General features: G+C 62.9%; 20 protein-coding genes. 10 read left to right on the forward strand and 10 right to left on the reverse strand.

Annotated features, from left to right (window positions below):
- Positions 1–5 precede the first annotated feature (5 nt).
- The 8 genes from H163_RS0115910 (at position 6) to H163_RS0115945 (ending at position 10,111) form a co-directional block, all read left to right on the forward strand.
- The gene (locus H163_RS0115910; RefSeq protein ID WP_019965599.1) at positions 6–1,028 is read left to right on the forward strand and encodes an ABC transporter permease; all 1,023 of its coding nucleotides are present in this window, start codon (positions 6–8) and stop codon (positions 1,026–1,028) included.
- A 36-nt stretch (positions 1,029–1,064) separates the two neighbouring features.
- Positions 1,065–2,156, forward strand: a complete 1,092-nt coding sequence (locus tag H163_RS0115915; protein ID WP_026355924.1) for a substrate-binding domain-containing protein — start codon at positions 1,065–1,067, stop codon at positions 2,154–2,156.
- A 160-nt stretch (positions 2,157–2,316) separates the two neighbouring features.
- Entirely contained in the window at positions 2,317–3,837 is a 1,521-nt protein-coding gene (locus tag H163_RS0115920; protein ID WP_019965601.1) for an ABC transporter substrate-binding protein, read from the forward strand.
- The gene (locus H163_RS0115925) at positions 3,837–4,805 is read left to right on the forward strand and encodes an ABC transporter permease (protein ID WP_019965602.1); all 969 of its coding nucleotides are present in this window, start codon (positions 3,837–3,839) and stop codon (positions 4,803–4,805) included. Before H163_RS0115920 ends, H163_RS0115925 begins: the two co-directional genes overlap by 1 nt.
- Complete coding sequence (locus H163_RS0115930; RefSeq protein ID WP_019965603.1) at positions 4,805–5,620, forward strand: ABC transporter permease; 816 nt, start codon at positions 4,805–4,807, stop codon at positions 5,618–5,620. The genes H163_RS0115925 and H163_RS0115930 overlap by 1 nt, the downstream gene beginning before the upstream one ends.
- Positions 5,617–7,014, forward strand: coding sequence for an ABC transporter ATP-binding protein (locus H163_RS0115935; RefSeq protein WP_026355927.1), 1,398 nt, complete (start codon positions 5,617–5,619; stop codon positions 7,012–7,014). Before H163_RS0115930 ends, H163_RS0115935 begins: the two co-directional genes overlap by 4 nt.
- A gap of 219 nt (positions 7,015–7,233) precedes the next feature.
- Positions 7,234–8,664 (forward strand): alanine/glycine:cation symporter family protein, encoded by a 1,431-nt coding sequence (locus H163_RS0115940; RefSeq protein ID WP_019965605.1) that lies wholly within the window; start codon positions 7,234–7,236, stop codon positions 8,662–8,664.
- Positions 8,665–8,737: 73 nt separating this feature from the next.
- The gene (locus H163_RS0115945; RefSeq protein WP_019965606.1) at positions 8,738–10,111 is read left to right on the forward strand and encodes an aspartate ammonia-lyase; all 1,374 of its coding nucleotides are present in this window, start codon (positions 8,738–8,740) and stop codon (positions 10,109–10,111) included.
- Between the two features lie 102 nt (positions 10,112–10,213).
- Here the strand turns inward: H163_RS0115945 and H163_RS0115950 are convergent, their stop codons facing one another.
- Positions 10,214–11,290 carry a hypothetical protein gene (locus H163_RS0115950; protein ID WP_026355928.1) on the reverse strand — a complete coding sequence of 359 codons (1,077 nt, stop codon included), beginning with the start codon at positions 11,288–11,290 and terminating at the stop codon, positions 10,214–10,216.
- Positions 11,287–11,982 (reverse strand): hypothetical protein, encoded by a 696-nt coding sequence (locus H163_RS0115955; protein ID WP_019965608.1) that lies wholly within the window; start codon positions 11,980–11,982, stop codon positions 11,287–11,289. The genes H163_RS0115950 and H163_RS0115955 overlap by 4 nt, the downstream gene beginning before the upstream one ends.
- Positions 11,983–12,165: 183 nt before the next feature.
- On the opposite strand from H163_RS0115955, the gene H163_RS0115960 reads away from it, so the two are divergent.
- Complete coding sequence (locus H163_RS0115960; protein WP_019965609.1) at positions 12,166–13,038, forward strand: hypothetical protein; 873 nt, start codon at positions 12,166–12,168, stop codon at positions 13,036–13,038.
- 5 nt (positions 13,039–13,043) lie between these two features.
- Here H163_RS0115960 and H163_RS0115965 read toward each other — a convergent pair whose 3' ends face one another.
- The 4 genes from H163_RS0115965 to H163_RS0115980 form a co-directional block, all read right to left on the reverse strand.
- Positions 13,044–13,649: a hypothetical protein gene (locus tag H163_RS0115965; protein ID WP_019965610.1), complete on the reverse strand. Its 606-nt coding sequence runs from the start codon at positions 13,647–13,649 to the stop codon at positions 13,044–13,046.
- An 8-nt stretch (positions 13,650–13,657) separates the two neighbouring features.
- A complete protein-coding gene (locus H163_RS23755; protein ID WP_019965611.1) occupies positions 13,658–14,293 on the reverse strand; it encodes a hypothetical protein in 636 nt (211 codons plus the stop codon).
- 119 nt (positions 14,294–14,412) lie between these two features.
- Positions 14,413–15,258, reverse strand: a complete 846-nt coding sequence (locus tag H163_RS0115975; RefSeq protein WP_019965612.1) for an asparaginase domain-containing protein — start codon at positions 15,256–15,258, stop codon at positions 14,413–14,415.
- Entirely contained in the window at positions 15,258–15,986 is a 729-nt protein-coding gene (locus H163_RS0115980) for an aspartate/glutamate racemase family protein (protein WP_019965613.1), read from the reverse strand. The genes H163_RS0115975 and H163_RS0115980 overlap by 1 nt, the downstream gene beginning before the upstream one ends.
- Positions 15,987–16,095: 109 nt before the next feature.
- On the opposite strand from H163_RS0115980, the gene H163_RS0115985 reads away from it, so the two are divergent.
- Entirely contained in the window at positions 16,096–16,902 is an 807-nt protein-coding gene (locus tag H163_RS0115985) for a helix-turn-helix domain-containing protein (protein ID WP_019965614.1), read from the forward strand.
- A gap of 8 nt (positions 16,903–16,910) precedes the next feature.
- Here the strand turns inward: H163_RS0115985 and H163_RS0115990 are convergent, their stop codons facing one another.
- Genes H163_RS0115990 through ltnD form a run of 4 tightly spaced genes read right to left on the reverse strand, consistent with a single transcriptional unit; the run spans position 16,911 to position 20,468 of the window.
- Positions 16,911–17,675: a hydroxypyruvate isomerase family protein gene (locus H163_RS0115990; RefSeq protein WP_019965615.1), complete on the reverse strand. Its 765-nt coding sequence runs from the start codon at positions 17,673–17,675 to the stop codon at positions 16,911–16,913.
- Positions 17,675–18,322: a 3-oxo-tetronate 4-phosphate decarboxylase gene (gene otnC, locus H163_RS0115995; RefSeq protein WP_019965616.1), complete on the reverse strand. Its 648-nt coding sequence runs from the start codon at positions 18,320–18,322 to the stop codon at positions 17,675–17,677. The genes H163_RS0115990 and otnC overlap by 1 nt, the downstream gene beginning before the upstream one ends.
- Positions 18,319–19,572, reverse strand: coding sequence for a 3-oxo-tetronate kinase (otnK, locus tag H163_RS0116000; RefSeq protein WP_026355931.1), 1,254 nt, complete (start codon positions 19,570–19,572; stop codon positions 18,319–18,321). The genes otnC and otnK overlap by 4 nt, the downstream gene beginning before the upstream one ends.
- The gene (gene ltnD / locus H163_RS0116005) at positions 19,572–20,468 is read right to left on the reverse strand and encodes an L-threonate dehydrogenase (protein ID WP_019965618.1); all 897 of its coding nucleotides are present in this window, start codon (positions 20,466–20,468) and stop codon (positions 19,572–19,574) included. The genes otnK and ltnD overlap by 1 nt, the downstream gene beginning before the upstream one ends.
- Between the last annotated feature and the right edge of the window lie 2 nt (positions 20,469–20,470).

Genomic DNA, 20,470 nt, shown 5'->3' on the forward strand with positions numbered 1-20,470 from the left:
CCCTCATGCCCTCCATCGAATCCAACGCCATCGAACCGACCAAGGATGAACTGCAGGGCCTGTCCCTGATGGGCCGGGCCCTGCGCCTTGCGCCCACTTATGGCCTCGTCATCCTCATGTTCGGCCTCATCATCCTGTTCTCGATCCTGTTGCCGAACACCTTCCCGACCATGCTGAACCTCAGGTCGATCCTGTCGGACAAGGCGATCATCGCGCTGCTATCGCTTGCGGCCATGATCCCCATGGTGGCGGGACGCATCGACCTGACGGTCGGCTACGGCATCGTGCTGTGGCATATCCTCGCCATCTCGCTGCAGACGGTCTACGGCCTGCCCTGGCCGGTGGCCATCGGCATCGTGCTGGTGCTCGGCATTGCCACAGGTATTCTCAACGGCATCCTCGTCGAGGTCGCCCGCATCGACAGCTTCATCGCCACTCTCGGCACCGGCACCATCCTTTATGCGCTTGCCCTGTGGCACACCGGCGGGCGGCAGATGGTGGGCCAGCTGCCGGATGCCTTCTATGCCATCAACGGCACCTTCATCTTCGGCTTGCCCATCACGGCCTTCTATGTGCTGGCGATCACGCTGGTGATGTGGGTGGTGCTCGAATACACGCCTGTCGGCCGTTACCTCTATGCCATCGGTGCCAACCAGCGCTCGGCAGAGCTGAACGGCATTCCGACGCGCAAGTTCGTGATCGGCGCCTTCCTCACCTCCGGCCTGTTGACGGCGCTGGCGGGCATCCTGCTCGCCTCCAAGCTGCGCATCGGCCAGGCCTCGGTGGGTCTTGAGTTCCTGCTGCCCGCCCTTGTCGGCGCCTTCCTCGGCTCCACAACGATCAAGCCGGGCCGCGTCAATGTCTGGGGCACCATTGTCGGCGTGATGATCCTCGCCGCAGGCATCTCCGGCATCCAGCAGTTTGGCGGAAGCTTCTGGGTCGAGCCGCTGTTCAACGGCACCACCCTGCTCATCGCCATCGGCATCGCGGGCTATGCCCAGCGCAAGAAAGGCGCAAAGTCCCGCTGACCCTTGATGACACTCAGCAACCGGGAGGAAAACAACATGCTGAAACGTCTCTTGACTGTAACCATCCTGCTGGCCGGCACCACGCTGGCAGCCCATGCAGATGCCGTCTCCGACGCCATGGCGGACGTGCAGAAATACGCCGGCCAGAAGACCACCTGGGACGGCCCCACTTCCGGTCCCACGGCCGTGGAAGGCAAGAACATCGTGGTTCTGGCCGCCGACATGAAGAACGGCGGCGTCCTCGGCGTCACCAACGGCATCCAGGAAGCGGCCTTCATGATCGGCTGGAACGTCAACGTCCTGGACGGTGCGGGTTCCATCCAGAGCCGTGCCGCCGCCTTCGGCCAGGCCCTTGCCCTCAAGCCGGACGGCATCATCATCAACGGCTTTGACGCGGTGGAGCAGAAGGCTGCCCTTGATCAGGCCAAGGCTGCGGGCATCCCCATGGTCAGCTGGCACGCCAGCCCGGTCATTGGCCCGGATCCGGAGAACGGCATCTTCGCCAATGTCTCCACCGATGCCATGGAAGTGTCGGCGGCTGCGGCCAAGTGGGCCTTTGCCGATGCTGGCGGCAAGCCGGGCGTGGTGATCTTCACCGATTCCACCTATGCCATCGCCATCGCCAAGGCCGACAAGATCAAGGAAACGATCGAAGGCCTCGGCGGCACCGTGCTCGAATATGTCGACACCCCGATTGCCGACACATCCACCCGCATGCCGACGCTGACCACCGCGCTTCTGCAGAAGTACGGCGCAAGCTGGACCCATGCGCTGGCAATCAACGACATCTACTTCGACTTCATGGGCCCGAGCCTTGCCGCAGCCGGCATCCCCGGCGATGGCGCCCCGAAGTCTGTTGCGGCCGGTGACGGATCGGAAAGCGCCTACCAGCGCATCCGCTCCAGCCAGTATCAGGCCGTGACTGTGGCCGAGCCCCTGAACCTGCAGGGCTGGCAGCTGGTGGACGAACTGAACCGCGCCATGAACGGCACCGAATGGTCCGGCTACACCTCGCCGCTGCATGTGGTGACGAAGGACAACATCTCCTTCGATGGCGGTGACAAGAACATCTTCGATCCGGGCAACGGCTACCGCGAGCAGTACGGCAAGATCTGGGGCAAGAAGTAAGCCTCTGAAGCCAAGCCGCTTCTGACATGATTGGCGCCGGTGGGGTTTGCTCCACCGGCGCCGTTGTTTTTGCTGCGCACAAATTTTCATGGCTGACGCCTTGCGCTCCAAAACCGTTATGTTATGTCGTAACGCAATTCGAACCCAAGTGAGGTCTGCGATGCGTTACCGTTCCAACCTGAAGGCCTTCGCGCTGGCGATAGCCCTTTCCAGCACGCTGCTTTCAAGCTCCGCCTTTGCTGCCGATGACAGCATCGACGTGGCTGGCCCCTTCGAGATCAAGGGCGCAGACCCCTCACTTTCCGGGAACATCTTCCTGGCCATGGATGTGGCCGAGACGCTGGTGAACACGGATCAGGACGGGCGCCTGACGCCGGGCCTTGCGGCCAGCTGGGCCGTGGAAAGCGATGGCCTCGTCTGGCGTTTCAAGATGCAGGACGGCGCCCAGTTCCATGACGGCACCCCGGCGGATGCGGCAGCGGCGGCCAATGCGCTCAACATCGCCCGCGGCAAGCCGGGCCTCTTGCAGCGCGCGCCCATCGAAGCCATCGAGGCGGATGGCGCGGACCTTGTGGTGAAGCTGAAGGAGCCCTTCGCCGCCCTTCCCGCATTTCTGGCCGAATACCGTTCGCAGATCCTTGCCCCGGCCTCCTATGGCGCCGATGGCATGGCAACCTCCGTCATTGGCTCGGGCGCCTACAAGATCACCCTGCTGCAGGCGCCGGGCAAGATGGAAGCAGACCGCTTCGACCAGTATTGGGGCGGCCCGGCCAAGATCGGCAAGGCCACCTATAACTCCGTCAGCCGCGCCGAGACCCGCGCACTGATGGCCGAAAGCGGTGATGCCGACTATGTGCTGAACCTTGATCCGGCCTCCGTCGCCCGGCTGAAGGACAAGGAGGGGCTGGACGTGCGCTCCGTGCCGATCCCACGCTCGCTGCTGGTCAAGGTCAACTCGGCCAACCCGAAGCTCAACACCGTGGAAGCCCGCAAGGCGCTGAGCCTTGCCATCGACCGGGAAGGCCTCGCCATCGCTGTGCTGCGCTATCAGGCCGGCGCCACCCAGCTGTTCCCGCCGTCCGTTGGCGACTGGCACAATGCGGCCCTTGCCCCGCTCTCCTATGACCCGGAGGCCGCTGCCGCACTGCTGGCAGAGCTGGGCTGGAAGGCCGGTTCCGATGGCATTCTCGAAAAGGACGGTGAGCGCTTCACGCTGGAACTGCTGACCTATCCGGACCGGCCGGAGCTGCCGCTGGTGGCTGCCGTGCTGCAGCAGCAGCTGCAGGAAGTGGGCATCGAGCTGACGATCAACTCCACCAACTCCTCCGAAATTCCCGCCCGTCACAATGACGGCTCGCTGGAACTGGCGCTGCTGGCCCGTAACTTCGCGCTCGTGCCAAACCCGATCGGCACCCTGCTGCAGGATTATGCCCCCAATGGCGACTGGGGCGCGATGAACTGGCAGAACACCGAGATCGCGGATCTGCTGAAGTCCATCGGCCGCAACGGCGGCAGCGCAGAGCAGTTCGCCACCGCAACCGCCATCCTGCAGGAAGAGCTGCCGGTGCTGCCCATCGCCTGGTATCAGCAGAACGCCGCCATCTCCGGCAAGCTGCAGGGCGCAATCCTTGATCCTTACGAGCGCAAGCTCGGCCTGAAGGATGCGAGCTGGAAGAACTGATGTCTTCTCCTTCCCTTGCAACGCGTGCAGGCCGCCTCTCCGGCGGCCTTGCCATGCGGGCTGCACAGGCGGTGCTGGTCGCACTGCTTGTCGGCATTCTCACCTTCCTGATGATGCAGAGCCTTCCTGGCGACATGGCTTACCGGATCGCTGCCGGACGCTATGGCTATGACATGGTGAGCGCCGCCGCCGCCGAGGCCGTGAGGCAGGAGCTGGGGCTGGATCGTGGCCCCGTCACCGCCTTCCTCATCTGGATGCGGGATCTGGCAACCTTCGATCTCGGCAAGTCGCTGATCTCCGGCGAGCCGGTGTGGCACGAAATCCGCCACCAGCTGGGCGCCAGCGTGCAGCTGGCTGGCGCAGCCATCGTGCTGTCCCTGTTCATGGGCCCGCCGCTTGGCATTCTCGCCGGGCTGAAGCCGGGCGGGATGCTGGACCGGGTGCTGCTGACGGTTTCGGCCGGCATCCGCGCCCTGCCGCAGTTCCTGCTGGCGCTGGTGCTGATCCTGCTCTTTGCCGTGCAGCTCGGCTGGCTGCCCGCCGCAGGGCATGGCAAGCCGGTGCATTTCATCCTGCCTGCGGTCACTCTCGCCCTCGGCCTTGCCGCCTTTTCCGCCCGTGTGACGCGGGACGTGATGGCAGGCGTTGCCAAAGCCCCCTTCTACCAGTTCTCCAGAACCAAGGGCCTCAGCGATGGCCAGATTCTGCTGCGCCACGGCCTGCGCAACATCGGCGCGCCGGTGCTTGCCTTCCTCGGCATGCAGTTCGTCACGCTGGTGGAAGGCGTCGTCATCGTGGAAAGCATCTTCGGCTGGCCCGGCATCGGCCATGCGCTGGTCCATGCCATCTTCGGCCGCGACATCCCGATGGTGCAGGGCACCGCGCTGGTGCTGGGCCTCGGCTTCGTGCTGCTCAACACGCTGCTGGACCTCGTCATCCAGCGCATCGATCCCCGGAGGGCCGCCTGATGGATATCTCCGCAATGCCGCAGCAGGGGCGCGGCTTCCGCCCCCTGCCCTTCTGGGCCGGGATCGTGCTTGTGGGCCTGCCCGTGCTTCTGGCCATCATCGCGCCGATGATCTCGCCGATGAGCCCGGTGCGCCAGAGCCTGAGGCTGGCGCTTGCTGCCCCCGACCTTGCTGCCCCCTTCGGCTATGATCATCTGGGCCGCTCGCTGATGGCCCGCCTTGGCGAAGCCCTGCGCCTGTCGCTGACGGTTTCGGCTGCAAGCGCCCTGAGCGCAGCGGCAATCGGACTTGGGCTCGGCGTCACCGCCAGCCGCATGGGCGGCATGACCGACCGCATCCTGACCCTGCTGGCAGACTCCCTCATGGCCATTCCCGGCCTGCTGATCGTGCTGATGATCGGCGTGATCGTGCCGTGGAAGCCGCTGGCCTTCTGGCTCGGCCTGACGCTGGTGCTGTGGATCGAGTTCTTCCGCCTCGCCCGCGCGGCCTCAAGGCCCATCTTCGCTTCTCCGGCGGTTCAGGCGTCTGGCCTTCTCGGCTTCGGCAAGGCCTATGTCTTCCGCCGTCATGTCTGGCCGGAACTCGCTCCGGTGATGCTGACCTCCACCGCCTTCGGCATGGCCACCTGCATCATGACCATTGCCGCTCTCGGCTTCGTCAGCGCCGGCGTGCGCCCGCCTACCCCGGAACTCGGCCAAATGATGGTGGAGCTGATGCCCTATTGGCGCGAAGCGCCCTGGGCGCTGCTGCAGCCGGTCGCCGCCATCTTCAGCCTCATCCTTGGCCTCAACCTGATCGCAGGCTCGCGCGCATGACACATTCCGTTTCCATCCGAAATATGAGTGTCCTGGCGGGCAAGGACGTGCTCGTGCAGCCCGTGTCGCTGGAGCTGCAACCCGGACGGCCGCTGACGATCCTTGGCGAAACCGGCTCGGGCAAGAGCCTGCTGCTGCAGGCCGTGCTCGGCACCCTGCCGGAGGGCCTCACCGCCACGGGCGAAGTCGTGTTCGAGGGCCAGCGCTTTGCCGCAGGCGATGCCGATGCCATCCGCCCCCTGTGGGGCCGGCTTCTCGCCATCCTGCCGCAGGAGCCGTGGCTTGCACTCGACCCGCTGATGCGCGGGGCTGAGCAGATCCGCGAGACCCATGCGCTGGTGGGCGGCGCTGCCGATGCCTCTGCGCTGACAGACAAGGATCTCACCAGCCTCGGTCTAGCCGGGTCCGGCGCAAAACGTCCCTATGAATTATCAGGCGGCATGGCACAGCGGCTGGCCTTTGCGGTCGCCCGTGCAGGCGGCGGACGGCTGATCTTTGCCGATGAGCCGACCAAGGGGCTGGACGCCGCACGCCGCGATGACGTGGCCCGCATGCTGCTGGAAGGCCTTGGCACAGATGGCGCGCTGCTGACCATCACCCATGATCTGGAACTGGCCCGCCAGCTGGGCGGCGACTTCATGATCATGAAGGAAGGCCAGATCACCGATCAGGGCAAGACGAAAGACCTGCTGTCTCCCGAAAGACCGGCCTATACGCGGACACTGGCCCAGAGCGACCCGCTGCACTGGCCCAAACGCGCCTCCACCCGCAAGGACGCAACGGCTGTCCTGACCGCCGAAGGCGTAGCCGCCTCGCGCGGCGGGCGGCGGCTGTTCTCGGGTGTCAGCCTGACGGTTCACCCCGGCGAAATCACCGGCATCACCGGCCCCTCCGGCTGCGGCAAGTCCACGCTGGGGGATATTCTCATCGGCCTGATGAGGCCGGATGAAGGCAGGATAGAGCGCAAGACAGCATCAGGACGCCCGCTCTACCAGAAGCTCTACCAGGACCCGCCCGCCAGCTTCCCGCGCCATTCCACAATGCAGCAGCTGGTGGAGGACCTGACCCGCCTGCACAAGCTCGACCGCAGCCGCGTTGCCCCCCTCATGAAGCAGCTGGGCCTCGCAGACCGCCTGCTGACCCGGCGTGCTGACGAGATTTCCGGCGGCGAGTTGCAGCGCTTTTCCATGCTGCGGGCGCTGCTGCTGGACCCTGTCCTGCTCTTTGCCGACGAGCCCACCTCCCGCCTCGACCCCATCACCCAGAAGGATACCATCACCCTGCTGACGGACATCGTCGCCAAACAGGGCCTGGCGCTGATCCTGGTCAGCCATGACGAGAATCTGGTGAAGGCCATCGCGGACAGAACGGTGCAGCTGTCCGCCGCAGAGTGAAAGAAAACCCAGACAAAAAACGAGAGGGACGCTCATCCGGGCGTCCCTTTTTTACTGTCAAAAATGCGTAAGAAAGCATTGTTTGCTCCGCTTTGCGCGCAAATAGCGCAAAACAGCGCCACTCCGCAGCGAAGTGCGGAATCCTTAAGCAGCAACACTCTCTCTAAAATAGTGGGGATGAATAGCGGCCAATTCAAGGCCGGTGGTTAGGAGGAAACCATGGAGTACATTCAGTCGTTCTTCGGCTTGGTTGACAGTTTGACCTGGGGATGGGCGCTTATCCCGATCCTCGTCGTGTTCGGTGTTTTCATCACCATCATGTCGGGCTTCGTGCAGTTCGAGTTTTTCGGGCGCATGTTCCGCGTGCTCGGTTCCAATGCCAACAACTCCGATCCCAACACCATCTCCGCCCGTGAGGCGCTGCTTGTCTCCGTCGGCGGGCGCGTCGGCGGCGGCAACATTGCCGGTGTGGCCGTGGCCATCACCCTTGGCGGGCCGGGCGCCGTGTTCTGGATGTGGGCCATTGCGCTCTGCGGTATGGCGACCAGCCTGATCGAGTGCACCCTTGCCCAGCTCTACAAGAGCAAGGAGAGCGACGGCAGCTTCCGGGGCGGCCCGGCCGACTACATCCGCCGCGGCCTTGGCCAGCGCTACAACTGGCTTGCCATCGTTTATGGCATCTGCCTGCTGGCCTCCTTCGGTTTCGGCTTCAACGCCTTCCAGGGCAACACCATGGCCGGTGCCGTGCAGGACTCCCTCGGCATCGACCGCATGTATTCGGCCATTGCCATCGTGGCTGTCACCGCTTTGGTGATCTTTGGCGGCATCAAGCGCATTGCCAAGGCGGCTGATGTTGTGGTTCCGGTCATGGCGCTTGGCTACATCGCCTTGGCGCTGATCGTCATCGCCCTCAACATCACCGAAGTGCCGGACATGCTGATGCGCATCATCCGCTCGGCCTTTGGCTTTGAGGAAGTGGTTGCCGGCGGCATGGGTGCGGCGATCGCACAGGGCCTGCGCCGCGGCCTGTTCTCCAACGAAGCCGGTCTCGGCTCGGCGCCCAACGTTGCAGCCACCGCGCTTGTCCGCCACCCGGTCAGCCAGGGCATCACCCAGTCGCTGTCGGTGTTCATCGACACCATCCTGATCTGCACCTGCACGGCGCTGATCATCCTGCTGGGCGATGTCTACGTGCCGGGCGCACAGGGCATCGACGGTGTGGTTCTGACGCAGCAGTCGCTGGTCAGCCATGTGGGTGAATGGTCCAAGTATGCCCTCACTGCAGCCATCCTGCTCTTTGCCTTCTCGTCGATCATCTACAACTACTACCTCGGCGAGAACGCATTGGCCGTCGTCACCCGCTCCAAGCCGGCCGTCTTCGTGCTGCGCCTGCTGATCCTCGGTGTGGTGTTCCTCGGCGCCGTCGCTCCGCAGGCAACCTCGGTGTTCTTCTTCTCCGATCCGATGATGGGCCTGCTGGCGCTGGTCAACCTGATCGCCATCATCATGCTGTTCCCGATCGCCATGCGGGTTGTCGATGACTACCGGACACAGCTGAAGGCAGGCGTTGCCCGCCCGATCCTCGATCCGGCCAAGTTCAACGACCTCGACCTTGACCGCAAGGCCTGGGACCCGGGCATCTGGAAGTAATCCGGACAGAAGCCTCATGGGCCGCCAACTGGCGGCCCATTTCACATCCCTGACATTGTTGTGAGAGAGAGCGATGCAACAGCAGATGCGCATCGAAGAAGACAGTCTTGGCCGCATGTCCCTGCCGGCAGACTGTGTGTGGGGCATTCATACCGCCCGCGCCATCGAGAACTTCCCGATTTCCGGCATTCCGCTCAGTGCCTTCCCGGAGTTTGTCCGGGCGCTGGCCTGGGTGAAGAAGGCCGCCGCTGCCGCCAACCTTGCCCTCGGCGTGCTGCCACAGGCAAAGCATGACGTGATCGCCTCCGTCTGCGACGAGATCATCGCAGGCCACCATCACGAGCATTTCCGGGTGGACATGATCCAGGGCGGGGCCGGCACCTCGACCAACATGAACACCAACGAGGTGATCGCCAATCTTGGCCTCATCCGTATGGGTTACCGGCCGGGCGACTATGCCCAGCTGCACCCCAATGACGACGTAAACAGGTCTCAGTCCACCAACGATGTCTACCCGACCGCCCTGCGCCTTGCCATCGTCAGCCAGTGCGACGCGTTCCGCGAGGCGCAGACCCGGCTTGCAGGCGCCTTTGCAGAGCGCGCCGGAGCCTTCGCCAATGTGCGCAAGATCGGACGCACCCAGCTTCAGGATGCGGTGCCGATGACACTCGGCATGGAGTTCGCCGGCTTTGCCGCGACCATCCGCGAGGACATCGACATCATCGGCCGCCTGTCGGAGCTGCTGCTGGAGGTGAACCTTGGCGGCACCGCCATCGGCACCCGCGTCAACACGCCGGACGGCTATGCCGAACGGGCGGTGGAGGAACTGTCAGCCGTCTGCGGCATGAAGGTGAAGCTCGCGACCGACCTCGTGGAAGCTTCCTCCGACGCCGGTGCCTATGTCACCTTCTCCGGCGTGCTGAAGCGCATTGCGGTGAAGCTGTCCAAGATCTGCAACGACCTGCGGCTTCTGTCCTCCGGTCCGCGCTCCGGCTTCAACGAGATCCGCCTGCCGCCGATGCAGGCCGGCAGTTCGATCATGCCGGGCAAGATCAATCCGGTGATCCCGGAAGTGGTCAACCAGGTGGCCTTCCAGGTGATCGGCAACGACCTGACCGTCACCATGGCCGCCGAGGCCGGGCAGCTGCAGCTCAACGCCTTCGAGCCGGTGATCATTCTCAACGTGCTCCAGTCCATGCGCATCCTCATGCAGGCCATGGACACGCTGAACGAGCGCTGCGTCAGCGGCATCGAGGCCAACGTGGCCCAGTGCGAAGGCATGCTGGAAAACTCGCTGGTGCTGGCCACCATGCTGGTGCCGCATATCGGCTACGCCAAGGCCGCCAAGGTGGCCAAGACCGCACTCTCCGAAAACGCCAGCGTCACCGAAACCGCCGTCAAGCTTGGCTTTGGCACGGCGGAGGAAATCACTGCCATGCTGCAGTGATACGGCAAGGGGCGGTCCAAGCCCACCCAGCGCCGCCCCTTGCCACCTTCGGGAGACATACAAAACCCGCCGCCCGATCTGGAGCGGCGGGTGTTTTTTTAATCAGCGAACGAGGCTCTGAGATCCGGGCGTCTCATCTTGCAAAGCAGATGAAGTCGCGGCATTCGCCATGGTGACGGATCGCCCTTCTGCCACAACGGCGTCACTCTCAGTTGCGGCGGTGTCTTGAGGCTGAGACGAAGCCGGAGCGTCAGCTTCAGCACCTTCCTCCAGGCCACGCAGCGACAACAGGGACGAAGCAGCAGTCCCCGAAAGCTGCCCAACACTCAAGACAACAGACAGAATGACAGCCAGAGCGAGAATGAGCGGGCTCGTCAACGCCCTGTCCATCCACGTTGGCGCCACCTGAACCGGCTCCTGAGCCCCGAAAAATCCGAGTTGCAGCAGAACATCACCCGGCGAGGACACAACCCCGACAGCAAAGCCGGGTTTACCCGTGTCGAGCGGGGTTATGTGACCGAAAACTTCCACACTCTCGGCGGCACCGTCTGCCAAAGAGACAATGGAAACGCTTTCTCCACGCCAGATCGAACCGCGCTTGAGGACTTCCGTGTTCTGTGACCAGAATGGTTGCTCCCGGATATCAAAACTGCCGTTCAGGATCATCTTGGTCTCGCCCGAGGCAAGCTGATCGCCGATTTGAACTATGCCGCTAAATGTCAGGGCACCGGCGGCCAGCCAGCTTTCGCGGTTCACGATCACACGCGTGCGGTCAAGCATGCGGGCCTGCCCGGTTATATCCAGCACAAGCACACCTGGTGAGGGTGATGTAACTTGTGCAGATGACCCCGCACTCCAGTTGATACGGAAGTCGTCCTCATTGCTTTCTATGTAACGCCGGGCATCACATTGGCCGCTGCCCCGCTCCGCAGTGCGCTCAATCTTCGCACGCGGTACGCAGACCACCACATCACTGAATGCCCAGTCATTTGACTGTCCGGAAAACCTGACCACCATACCGGTGGCCTGCGCTTCCAGCACGATTGACCGGACAGATCCGACGCCGGAGGAAATGGCCAATAGCAACAGGAGGGCAGAGAAGCCGAGCAATCCAGCCGATGAAGAGATAAGCAGCAGAACTGCGGGCCGCCTCACCAATGAGGGTACGGCCTTGCTCAAAGTTTACGCCCCGGCCGGAGAATGATGTGCTCTTCGCGCCCCATTTCTCCATTTCTGAATGAGAGAAACACAGCCTTCAAACTGTCTTTGCTGGCCAGGGCCTCAGGCAGGCTGCACATCACATCAAACGCTGTTCTTGAGGCAGTATCCACGGGCTCACAGACAACCTCTTGCTGATCCGGATAGTCAGAGAATGTCAAATAGGTCTCATCGGCCCGCGATGTATTCAGCAAGATCTTCAGTCCGCCATGAGGCCCCTCGCCCCAGAAGACCGGAGCCACCTCAGCCGCATCGGCGTCACAACTGCCCTTCAGCAGAACGCCCGAGATGAGGTTAGCTGGGATACTGAGCACGTCACCTGGAACTTTACTTGGGTAGGGAAGGACCACCTCGCCCCCCTCCCAATCTGGCGCAACGGTGTAAGAATTGTAGGATTCATACAGTCCGTCAGCGGAAACAACCTTGAGGCAAACCTCCTCATTCTTCCAGTCAGCAGGAATGTTTGCCGCAACACTCAACTTGTCACTTTTGGGACCGGCTGAAATCAACCCGACAAGCCGGGCTCCCGATATCTTTGCAGCCTCGCGCATAACTTCGTTAAAAGGATCCGAGGTCAAAAAAACTTTACTTCCCTCTCCTGCAAACGCAAAGTTCGGAATCAGCGCCAGCGCAATCGCAAAAGTACGGATCATTTGATGCATCTCCCCGCTGCTATCGCGTTTATATTAGCCTGTCTTAGTCTGAGCTGCACCTCTGCATTTGCACAGACGGTGGCAGTACATAGCGGCGAGAATCAAGGTCACGGCCTCATATTCCGGGAAGGAGCGACCTGCTACGTCATTCTGCCCCGGCATGTCTCAGCGGGAAGGCGGAATGTGACGCTGTTCTCTGCAGTTCCGGCTGTACACGCAAGCGCTCTGATCGAAACGCCTTTCTGGGAGGATATGGATCTCGCCATTGGCATTGTCCGGGGAGACCTCGAGAAACGCTGCAGCCTGCGGCTGACTGATCTCGATGCATCCGCACAGCCGGAAAAAGGCAGCCAACTTCAATTGCAGCGCCTGCGCCAGTCGGGAGAACTGGAGCGCATCGGCATGGTCATAACGAATAGCCGATACCGTGAGTTCGACGCCGGGATCGTCAATGGCACCAGTGAGGTCTTCAAAGGCACCAGTGGCGCCTTCCTGTTCTCCGGAGAGACGCCAGCCGGCATGATTATTGAAGCTCTCTCGCCTACGTCAGGACGCTTTATCCGGATCGAAGAGATTTTTCTGAACGTCAACCGGTGGGTGAAGCGCCGCTCCGGATTTGCGGCAACTGAAACACGCCCGGCAAATCAAAGCTCTCAGCCAGGCAAGGAGAGCCCATTTGAGCTTGCAAGCGCGTCTCTGCCTCCCATCGACCCCAAATATTCGGAATACAACCTGAGCGGATCCGGAAATTATGTGTTTGAGCTTTCCGCTCCGAACCGCATCGCCTTCAAGGCGAAAGGGAACGCGGCAGTTACCTTGTCAAAGATTGAAATGCGCGCAACACCAGAACCAGAGGTGAGCGTTCCCCGCAATGTCGTGATCGAACTCTCCAACACCGAAGATGGAATGAGGACCCGCGTCGGCGCAGCAGCGGAAATGGGCCCCGACGGTGTTCTCGACATCACGCTTAATCAGAAGACGCGCTGGGTCTTCATCACCATCAGGTCCGCATGGGACAGCACGACAGTGGGCCTCGACACCATACGGTTCGAATAGCAAAGCTATCTCAGCTGGATACGAACAGGAACCTGCTCAGCCCACCCCAGATCGACATTTCCAACCAGAGCCGCATCGTCGTTGAATGTGACCTGGTTCCAGTTGTTGTTAAACTTGACCTGAATGACTTCAGGACGAACCATAAGCCAGCATCTGCCGCCATTGCCCTTATCGATGTAGCAGTCCCCGGACGGATCGTACTCACCAACAGTCACGCTGACGGCGGCAACGCCGGACCCATTGGGCTGGACCTTGAACCTTTGCTCCATCGCCTCGCTGAAGTCCCCTTTCGAACCCTTTTCGGAAAAGAACATGTCGATACGGGGATTGGTCGCCAGAAAGCCCTTGAGCGCCTCAGCCCGCACAGCCGGATTTGAGCTATACAGGCCATGGTCAGCAGCAAGCTTGATCAGTTCCGGATCTCCGGAAGCCAGCATGACCTTCAGCGCAGTCAGCGCCCGTTTTGGATCAGAATGATCGAGCAGCGCGATATACTCGCTGCCTTTCGCCATTTCCTGGTCAATCTGCTTCTGCAGATCCTCGACGGACAGTGATTGTGCCGGGCAAAGCGCCGGCCAAAGGCAAGCTGCAACGGCGATGAGAAGACGCATGGCTTACCTCAGTTGCTGATGGGGACACGGAGCGTCACAGGTTTCTCAACATCGGGAAGTTTGACTTCTCCGACCAACTCCCCCTTGTCGTTCATTCTCAGCGCGGCCTTGCGGTCAAGAACCTCGATTGAAACTCCAAGATCTGATATAGTTAAAAAACAGGCCGTATTGCGAAGTTTACTCGGGTAGCATCTTGTTTCCGGATTGAATGCGCCGATTGGCGCCACAAAGTAACCTTGACCAGCTGCATCAACAGATCCATACAGATAGTCGTGAATTGATCTTTTATAGCGAGCATCCTTCGCCCCGCCCTCGACATTTGTATAGATGCTCATGTTGGGCGCACTGCTCAGAAAGCCCTCCAGTGCCAGCCGCTGCACCACGGGATTGGGGCTGTAGATCCCATAGTCCAGCGCCATACGGACTAGCTTCGGATCCCCGGATTCAAGCATGACCTCCATCGCGGCCATGGAGCGGTTTGGATCTGAATCGTTCAACAGCGCCTGATATTCAGACACCGTTGCTACCTTGGCGTCGATCTTACTCTTGATATCCGAGGGCTTGAGCGATTGAGCCCCAGCCTGACCGCTGATGAAAAGAGCCAATACAAGAACACCCAGACCAGAAACAGAACGCAACTTCATATCTCCCCCGCACAATATCTCCAGTTCAGGATTGTATGTGACGGAGCCTAAATCAAGCGATAATCCTGCCAGATCTGCATTCCGCCTCCGGCTTCAGGGGCTGCGGGGTATATTTCCACTCAATTCAACCACAGCCGCACCAGCGCGGCTTCCGGCGTTTCGAGGCCGCCGTTTTCGACGCCGCAGGACCACAGTCCGGCTCCCGCGGCATAGCTGCCGGGGATAAGGCCGCCCTGCTCGCACTGGCTGACGGCGCGGATACGCTTGCCCGCAGCCACTGCGTCACGCAGGGCGCCAAGCACGTCCTCGCAGGACATGGCCGTGCCGGAGCCGAAGACGCGCAGCACCGCGCCATCAAGCTCGGCAAGCGCAGCCCGCAGCATGGCCGCAGGCATGCCCGGAGACAGGGAAAGGACAGCGATACGCCGGTCATCAAAGCGGCGGCGGGCAGGCAAGCCCGGCTTCAGCTGCGGCGTGGCGCGGAAGGCATCGGCATCCTGGCTCTCGTGCTTCACCAGCCCTTCGGCAGGCATCAGCTTGCCGTCAAAGGCCAGCCACACGCCTTCGCCCGGCTGGAAGGCAGCGCGGATGGCAAGATCGAGATTGCCCTCCGCATCGCCGTGATGGTGCAGCGGCACCATGGAGCCGCACAGCACCACATGCCGGCCAAGCCCCGCCAGCGCCTGCGAAAGGGCCGCACCCGTGAAGGCCATCGTATCGGTGCCATGGGTGATGATCACCCGCGCGCCGGGATGGGCCTCGATGGCATCCAGCATCCCGTTCCAGTGAGACGGCCCGACGTTGGAACTGTCCAGCAGCGGATTGAAGACATGGGCAAGCAGCACCGCGCCTTCCGGCAGCCGGGCTTCCAGCGCCTCTTCCACGATCCCAGCCATGGGTGCAAGACCGTGCTCCGTGTCACCCATGCCGATGGTGCCACCCGTATGTATCAGCAGAAGTTCCATCACGCTGCTGCCCGGTGGTGCTCAAGCGCAAGGCCGGCCAGAGCGGCGGCCACGGCATCCGTCACGTCAATCAGCGTCTTGCCCTGAACGGGACGGGCGATCAGCGGCAGCTCGGTGCAGGCGAGCAGCACCGTCTGCGCCTCCATGGACAGGATGATCTCTTCCAGCCGGGGCGCAAGCGAGGCATCCATGCTGCCAAGGCGCTTCACGTCGTGAATGAGGCCTTGCAATGCCTGCGGCTCGACCGGAGTCTCCAGATCGAAAACCGGCGTCAGCGTCGCATAGGCGGAATATTCGTCCAGTGCGACAACAGGCGCTGCACCCAGAAGGCCGACGCGGCCGGAGCCGGAACGGCGGATTTCGGAAGCCACCACGGACTGGAACGACACCAGCCGCGCACTGACGCCCATCTTGGCCAGCAGCACCTCGATCTTCGGCGCAAACCAGTTCAGCGTGTTGCAGGCAATGGCGAAGGCATCCACCTGCGGCGCGATCTGCCGCACGGCACGCTCCATCGCGGCCCAGACGGCATCCTCGTTTTCACGCAGGTCCATCGACAGGCCGAGTTCCGGCTCGGATACCGCCACAAGACGCGGCGCATCAAGATCGCCGCGGAAACTGCAGCCCATCATGTCCTGGGTGTGGCGCAGGATCTTGGCCCACATGTCCAGACCCGCTTCGGGGCCTGATCCGGTGATGATGCCAAGGGTGTAAGATCTCTGGTTCATGGTGTTCCCCCTTTTCCCAGATGGTGCAACCCCGCAGTTTCCTTGACAATTCGGCATTCATCCACTAAATGATGCACTCTTGTGCATTTTTAGCATCAAAGAGCGCAAAATGGACGAAATCGCCGGGAATCTTCGCCTGCTTTGCTCCTACCGCCCCTCGATTTCCCATGTGGGGCGGGATCTCGGCATCAACCGCAGCCAGCTGAACCGCTATCTGGCAGGCACCTCGACGCCGCGCACGGCGCTCATGCGCAAGATCTGCGATTACTTCGGCGTCGAACCCTACGAGATGATGCTGCCGCACAAGGAATTTGCGGAGATCGTCCGCATTCGCGGCCTTGGCAATGACACGGTGACGCGGCGCCTGCGCCAGCATTTCGACCAGGTGATGACGCTGAGCGACGCCCGTGTGCAGAACCTCACCGGCATGTTCTACGAGTATTACTACTCAATGTCGCAGAAGGGCAAGATCATCCGCGGCCTCATCGTTTTCACGATGGAAGACGGGCACATGTTCTACCGGCGGCTGGAGCGCATGGGCCAGCATGACCGGCCGTGCCTGCGGCATTACCGCTATCAGGGCGCTGCACTTCTGACCGGCGACCGGGTGTTCATGTCCGACTATGAATACAGCGCCGGCATCGAGCTGACCCAGACCATCCTCTACCCGGATTACTCCCTGCGCTGGACGCGCCTGCACGGGGTGAAGCTCGGCGTCTCCGCCGACCAGATCCACATGCCGTGCTGCGTGCGGGTCTATCTGGAGCGCACCCCGGCCCGCCTGAACATCACCGGCGCCCTGCGCACCTGCGGCCTGTTTCTTCCCGAGGACCCGCAGATTCCCCGCCACGTGCTGGAGATGATCGACAACACCCAGTCCGGCCCCTTCACCTTCGACGCCTACAGCAGGCGGTGAGGGAGGGTTCACCCCTCCCGCCAGCCAAGCCCCTCTTCCACGGAACCGCCGCGCGGGCGGTATTCGGCGCCGATGGGGGTGGACCAGCCGAGGGCATCGATGCGGGGGAGGAGCCAGCGGTAGTCGAGTTCGCCCCGGTCAGGCTCGCCCCGGTCGGGCACGGCGGCAATCTGGATGTGACCCACATGGGGGAGCGCTGCTTCAAGCCGGCGCAGCACATCGCCCTGCTGGATCTGGATGTGATAGCAGTCGAACATCAGCTTGAGGTTCGGCGCGCCCACGGAAGAGATGATGGCCAATGCCTGATCGGCACTGCTGAGGAAGTAGCCGGGCGCATCGTGGCGGTTCAGCGGCTCGATAAGGATGGTGAGCCCGTGCGGTGCGGCGAGTTCTGCGGCATAGGCGAGGTTGGCGCGGAAGGTGGCTTCGGAGGCATCCGTCACCGGGGCCTTGCCCGCCATCACATGCACGGCGCCGCAGCCGATGGCGGCAGCATAGGTGATGGCCTCGCTGATGACAGCACGGGCCTCTGCCTCACGGCCCGGGATGGCGGCAAGGCCGCTGTCACCGGCGGCCACATCGCCCCGGCGGGTGTTGAGGCCCAGCATCGTCAGGCCGGTCTCGTGAAGCGCGGCCTTCACCTCGTCAGCGGGCGTATCATAGGGCCAGTGGCACTCCACCGCATCAAAACCGGCGGCCTTTGCGGCGCGGATCGCCTGCGGCAGCGGCAGGGCGGACCACAGGAAGCCGAGATTGGCGGAATAACGCGGCATCAGTCCCACTCCACATTGAATTTCGTCACCAGACCGCGGATCTGCGCGTCCGTGAGCAGCTTCGGATTGAGCCCGCGCGTCAGCAGCGCAAGCTTTGCCGTCTCTTCCAGCTCCTCGATGGCATAGACGGCGGATTCCAGATCCTTGCCCGCCACAACGGGGCCATGATGGGCCAGCATCACGGCGGAGCGCTTGCCTGCAAGGCCACGGATGGCATCGCCCATGGCCGGGTCACCGGGCATGAAATACGGCAGCATCACCACCTTGCCCAGCTTCATCACGCCATAGGCCGTCAGCGGCGGCAGCATGTTGTCCGGGTCCGTGTCCGGCAGCAGCGACAGGGCCACCGAATGGCAGGAATGGAGATGCACCACCGCCCCCGCCGTGCTGCGGGTTTCGTAAAAGGCGGCATGCAGCGGCATTTCCTTGGTGGGCTCATCCCCGCCGATGAGGCGCCCGCTGGCGTCAAACCGGCTGAGGCGGGCGGGATCAAGACTGCCCATGGAGCTGCCGGTGGGTGTCACCAGCAGGCCGCCATCTTCCGTGCGCACCGATATGTTGCCCGAAGAACCGCCGGTGAGGCCGCGCTCGAAAATGGAGCGGGCCATCGCGCAGATCTGTTCCCTCAGGCGCGCCTCGCTGCTCATGCCTGCCCCTCCAGCCGCCTTGCGGCCTTGGCGAAAAAGTCTTCCGCACCGAAGTTGCCGGATTTAAGCGCAATGACAAGCCCAGGGCCCGCCCGCATGGCAGGAACACCCGGATCAATTTCCGGCCCGATCTCCAGCGTGCCGAGCTTCAGCCCCTCCACCACGGCGCCGGAGGTTTCCCCGCCTGCGCTGATCAGCCGGGTAACACCCCCCGCCACGAGGCAGCGCGCCAGTTCTGCGAAGAAGCCTTCGAGCGCGGCGGCTGCCTTTTCCTTGCCGTGCCGCTCCTGCACGGCGCGCACACGGGCAGGATCAGCAGAGGAATAGGCAAGCGGCAGCCCCTCCTGCGCAAGGCACCAGTCCGCCACCGCCTGCGCGGTCAGTTCCCCGGCGATCACCTTGTCTGCATCAATCTCGAAGGCCGGGCTCGTCTGCCTGTGGGCAGCAACCTGCTTCTGCGTCATCACAGAGCAGGAACCGCAGACGGCTGCCGCCCTGCCTTCGCCCTGCCCCTGCCAGCCGGAAGAAGCCCCGCTGATAAGGCCCGCCTTGCGGAAGTTGGCCGGGAGCCCCATGGCAATGCCGGAGCCGCCGGTGACCAGCTTGCGGCTGGCTGCGGCCTCGCCGATGGTCATCAGATCCGCATCAGACAGCGCATCGGCCACGATCAGCCCGCGCCCTGCCCCGCTCTCGCGCTGAAGCGCAGCCTCGACAGCAGCCGCACCTTTGGCCACCTCTGCGTAGGACACGTGACCAACGCAGCCCTTCACCTGACGGGCGAGCACGCGGCGGATGTCCGGATCGGTCATGGGGGTGAGCGGATGGTGCTGCATGCCGCTTTCGCTGAGCAGGCGGTCACCAACGAAGAGATGCCCATGCACCAGCGTGCGGCCCGTGGCCGGGAACACCGGGCAGAAGATCACTGCATCCTCCCCCAGCGCCGCTGCCAGCGCCTCGGCCACCGGGCCGATGTTGCCCTCATCCGTGCTGTCGAAGGTGGAGCAATATTTGAACAGGAACTGGCGGCAGCCCTGCGCCTTCAGCCAGTCCAGCGCCTTCAGCGACAGAGCCACGGCCTCGGCGGCAGGGATGGAGCGGGACTTGAGCGCCACAACACCGGCTTCCACATCCGGCGCGGCGGGCGCATCCGGCACGCCGGTATATTGCACCGTGCGCATGCCTTGCTTGGCCAGCGTGTTGGCCAGATCGCTGGAGCCGGTGAAATCGTCGCCAATACAGCCCAGCAGCATCATGCACCTCCCGGCAGGGTGAGCCCAGCATTGCGGGCATAGACCTTTGCCACCGCTGCATCATCCTCACCGCCAAGGCCGGAGCCAGCAGCGGCCATGAACTGTTGCAGGGCTGCTGCCGTCAACGGCGCGCCGAAACGCGCTTCTGCGGCAATGCCCAGCACGATGCCCAGATCCTTCGGCCAGATGTTGATGGCCGAGCGGGGCGTATAATCGCCATCGACCACATGCGGGGCACGGTTTTCGAACATCCAGGAGGTGCCGGCGCATTTGGAGATGACCTCGACGATCCGGCCGGGCTCCAGCCCCTGCGTCATGCCAAAGGTGAGCGCCTCGCCCATGGCAGCAATATGCACCCCGGCAAGAAGCTGGTTCACCGCCTTCATGGCCGAGCCTGCCCCCGGCTCGCTGCCGAGCTCGAAGACGGTTTCGGCCATGGCATCAAGCGCAGGCCTTGCGCCCGCGAAAGCTTCCTGCGAGCCCGAGGCCATGATCGACAGCTTGCCCGCCGCCGCCTTGGCCGCACCGCCCGAAATCGGCGCATCGAGATAATGCAGCCCGAGGCCCGCACAGCGCGCTGCCATATCCTTGGCAAAGGACGGGGCCACGGTGGCGCAGGAGATGATGCTGGCGCCCTTGCGCATGCGGGCCGCCCAGCCATCGGCACCAAAGAGCACCGTTTCCGTCTGCGCCGCATTCAGCACCACGACGACCAGCACATCGGCCAGCGGAGCCGTGTCAGCGGCGCTCGCCGCCTGCCCGCCTTCCGCCATCAAACGGGAGACGGCAGCGGCATTTACATCCGCACCATGTACCTTGTGACCGGCCCGCAGCAGCGACTGCGCCATGCCGTAGCCCATCGAGCCAAGCCCCACGACCGCAACATTCAGAACCATGA

Origin of the sequence: Pannonibacter phragmitetus DSM 14782 (assembly GCF_000382365.1) — a bacterium.
GTDB classification, from domain to species: Bacteria; Pseudomonadota; Alphaproteobacteria; order Rhizobiales; family Stappiaceae; genus Pannonibacter; species Pannonibacter phragmitetus.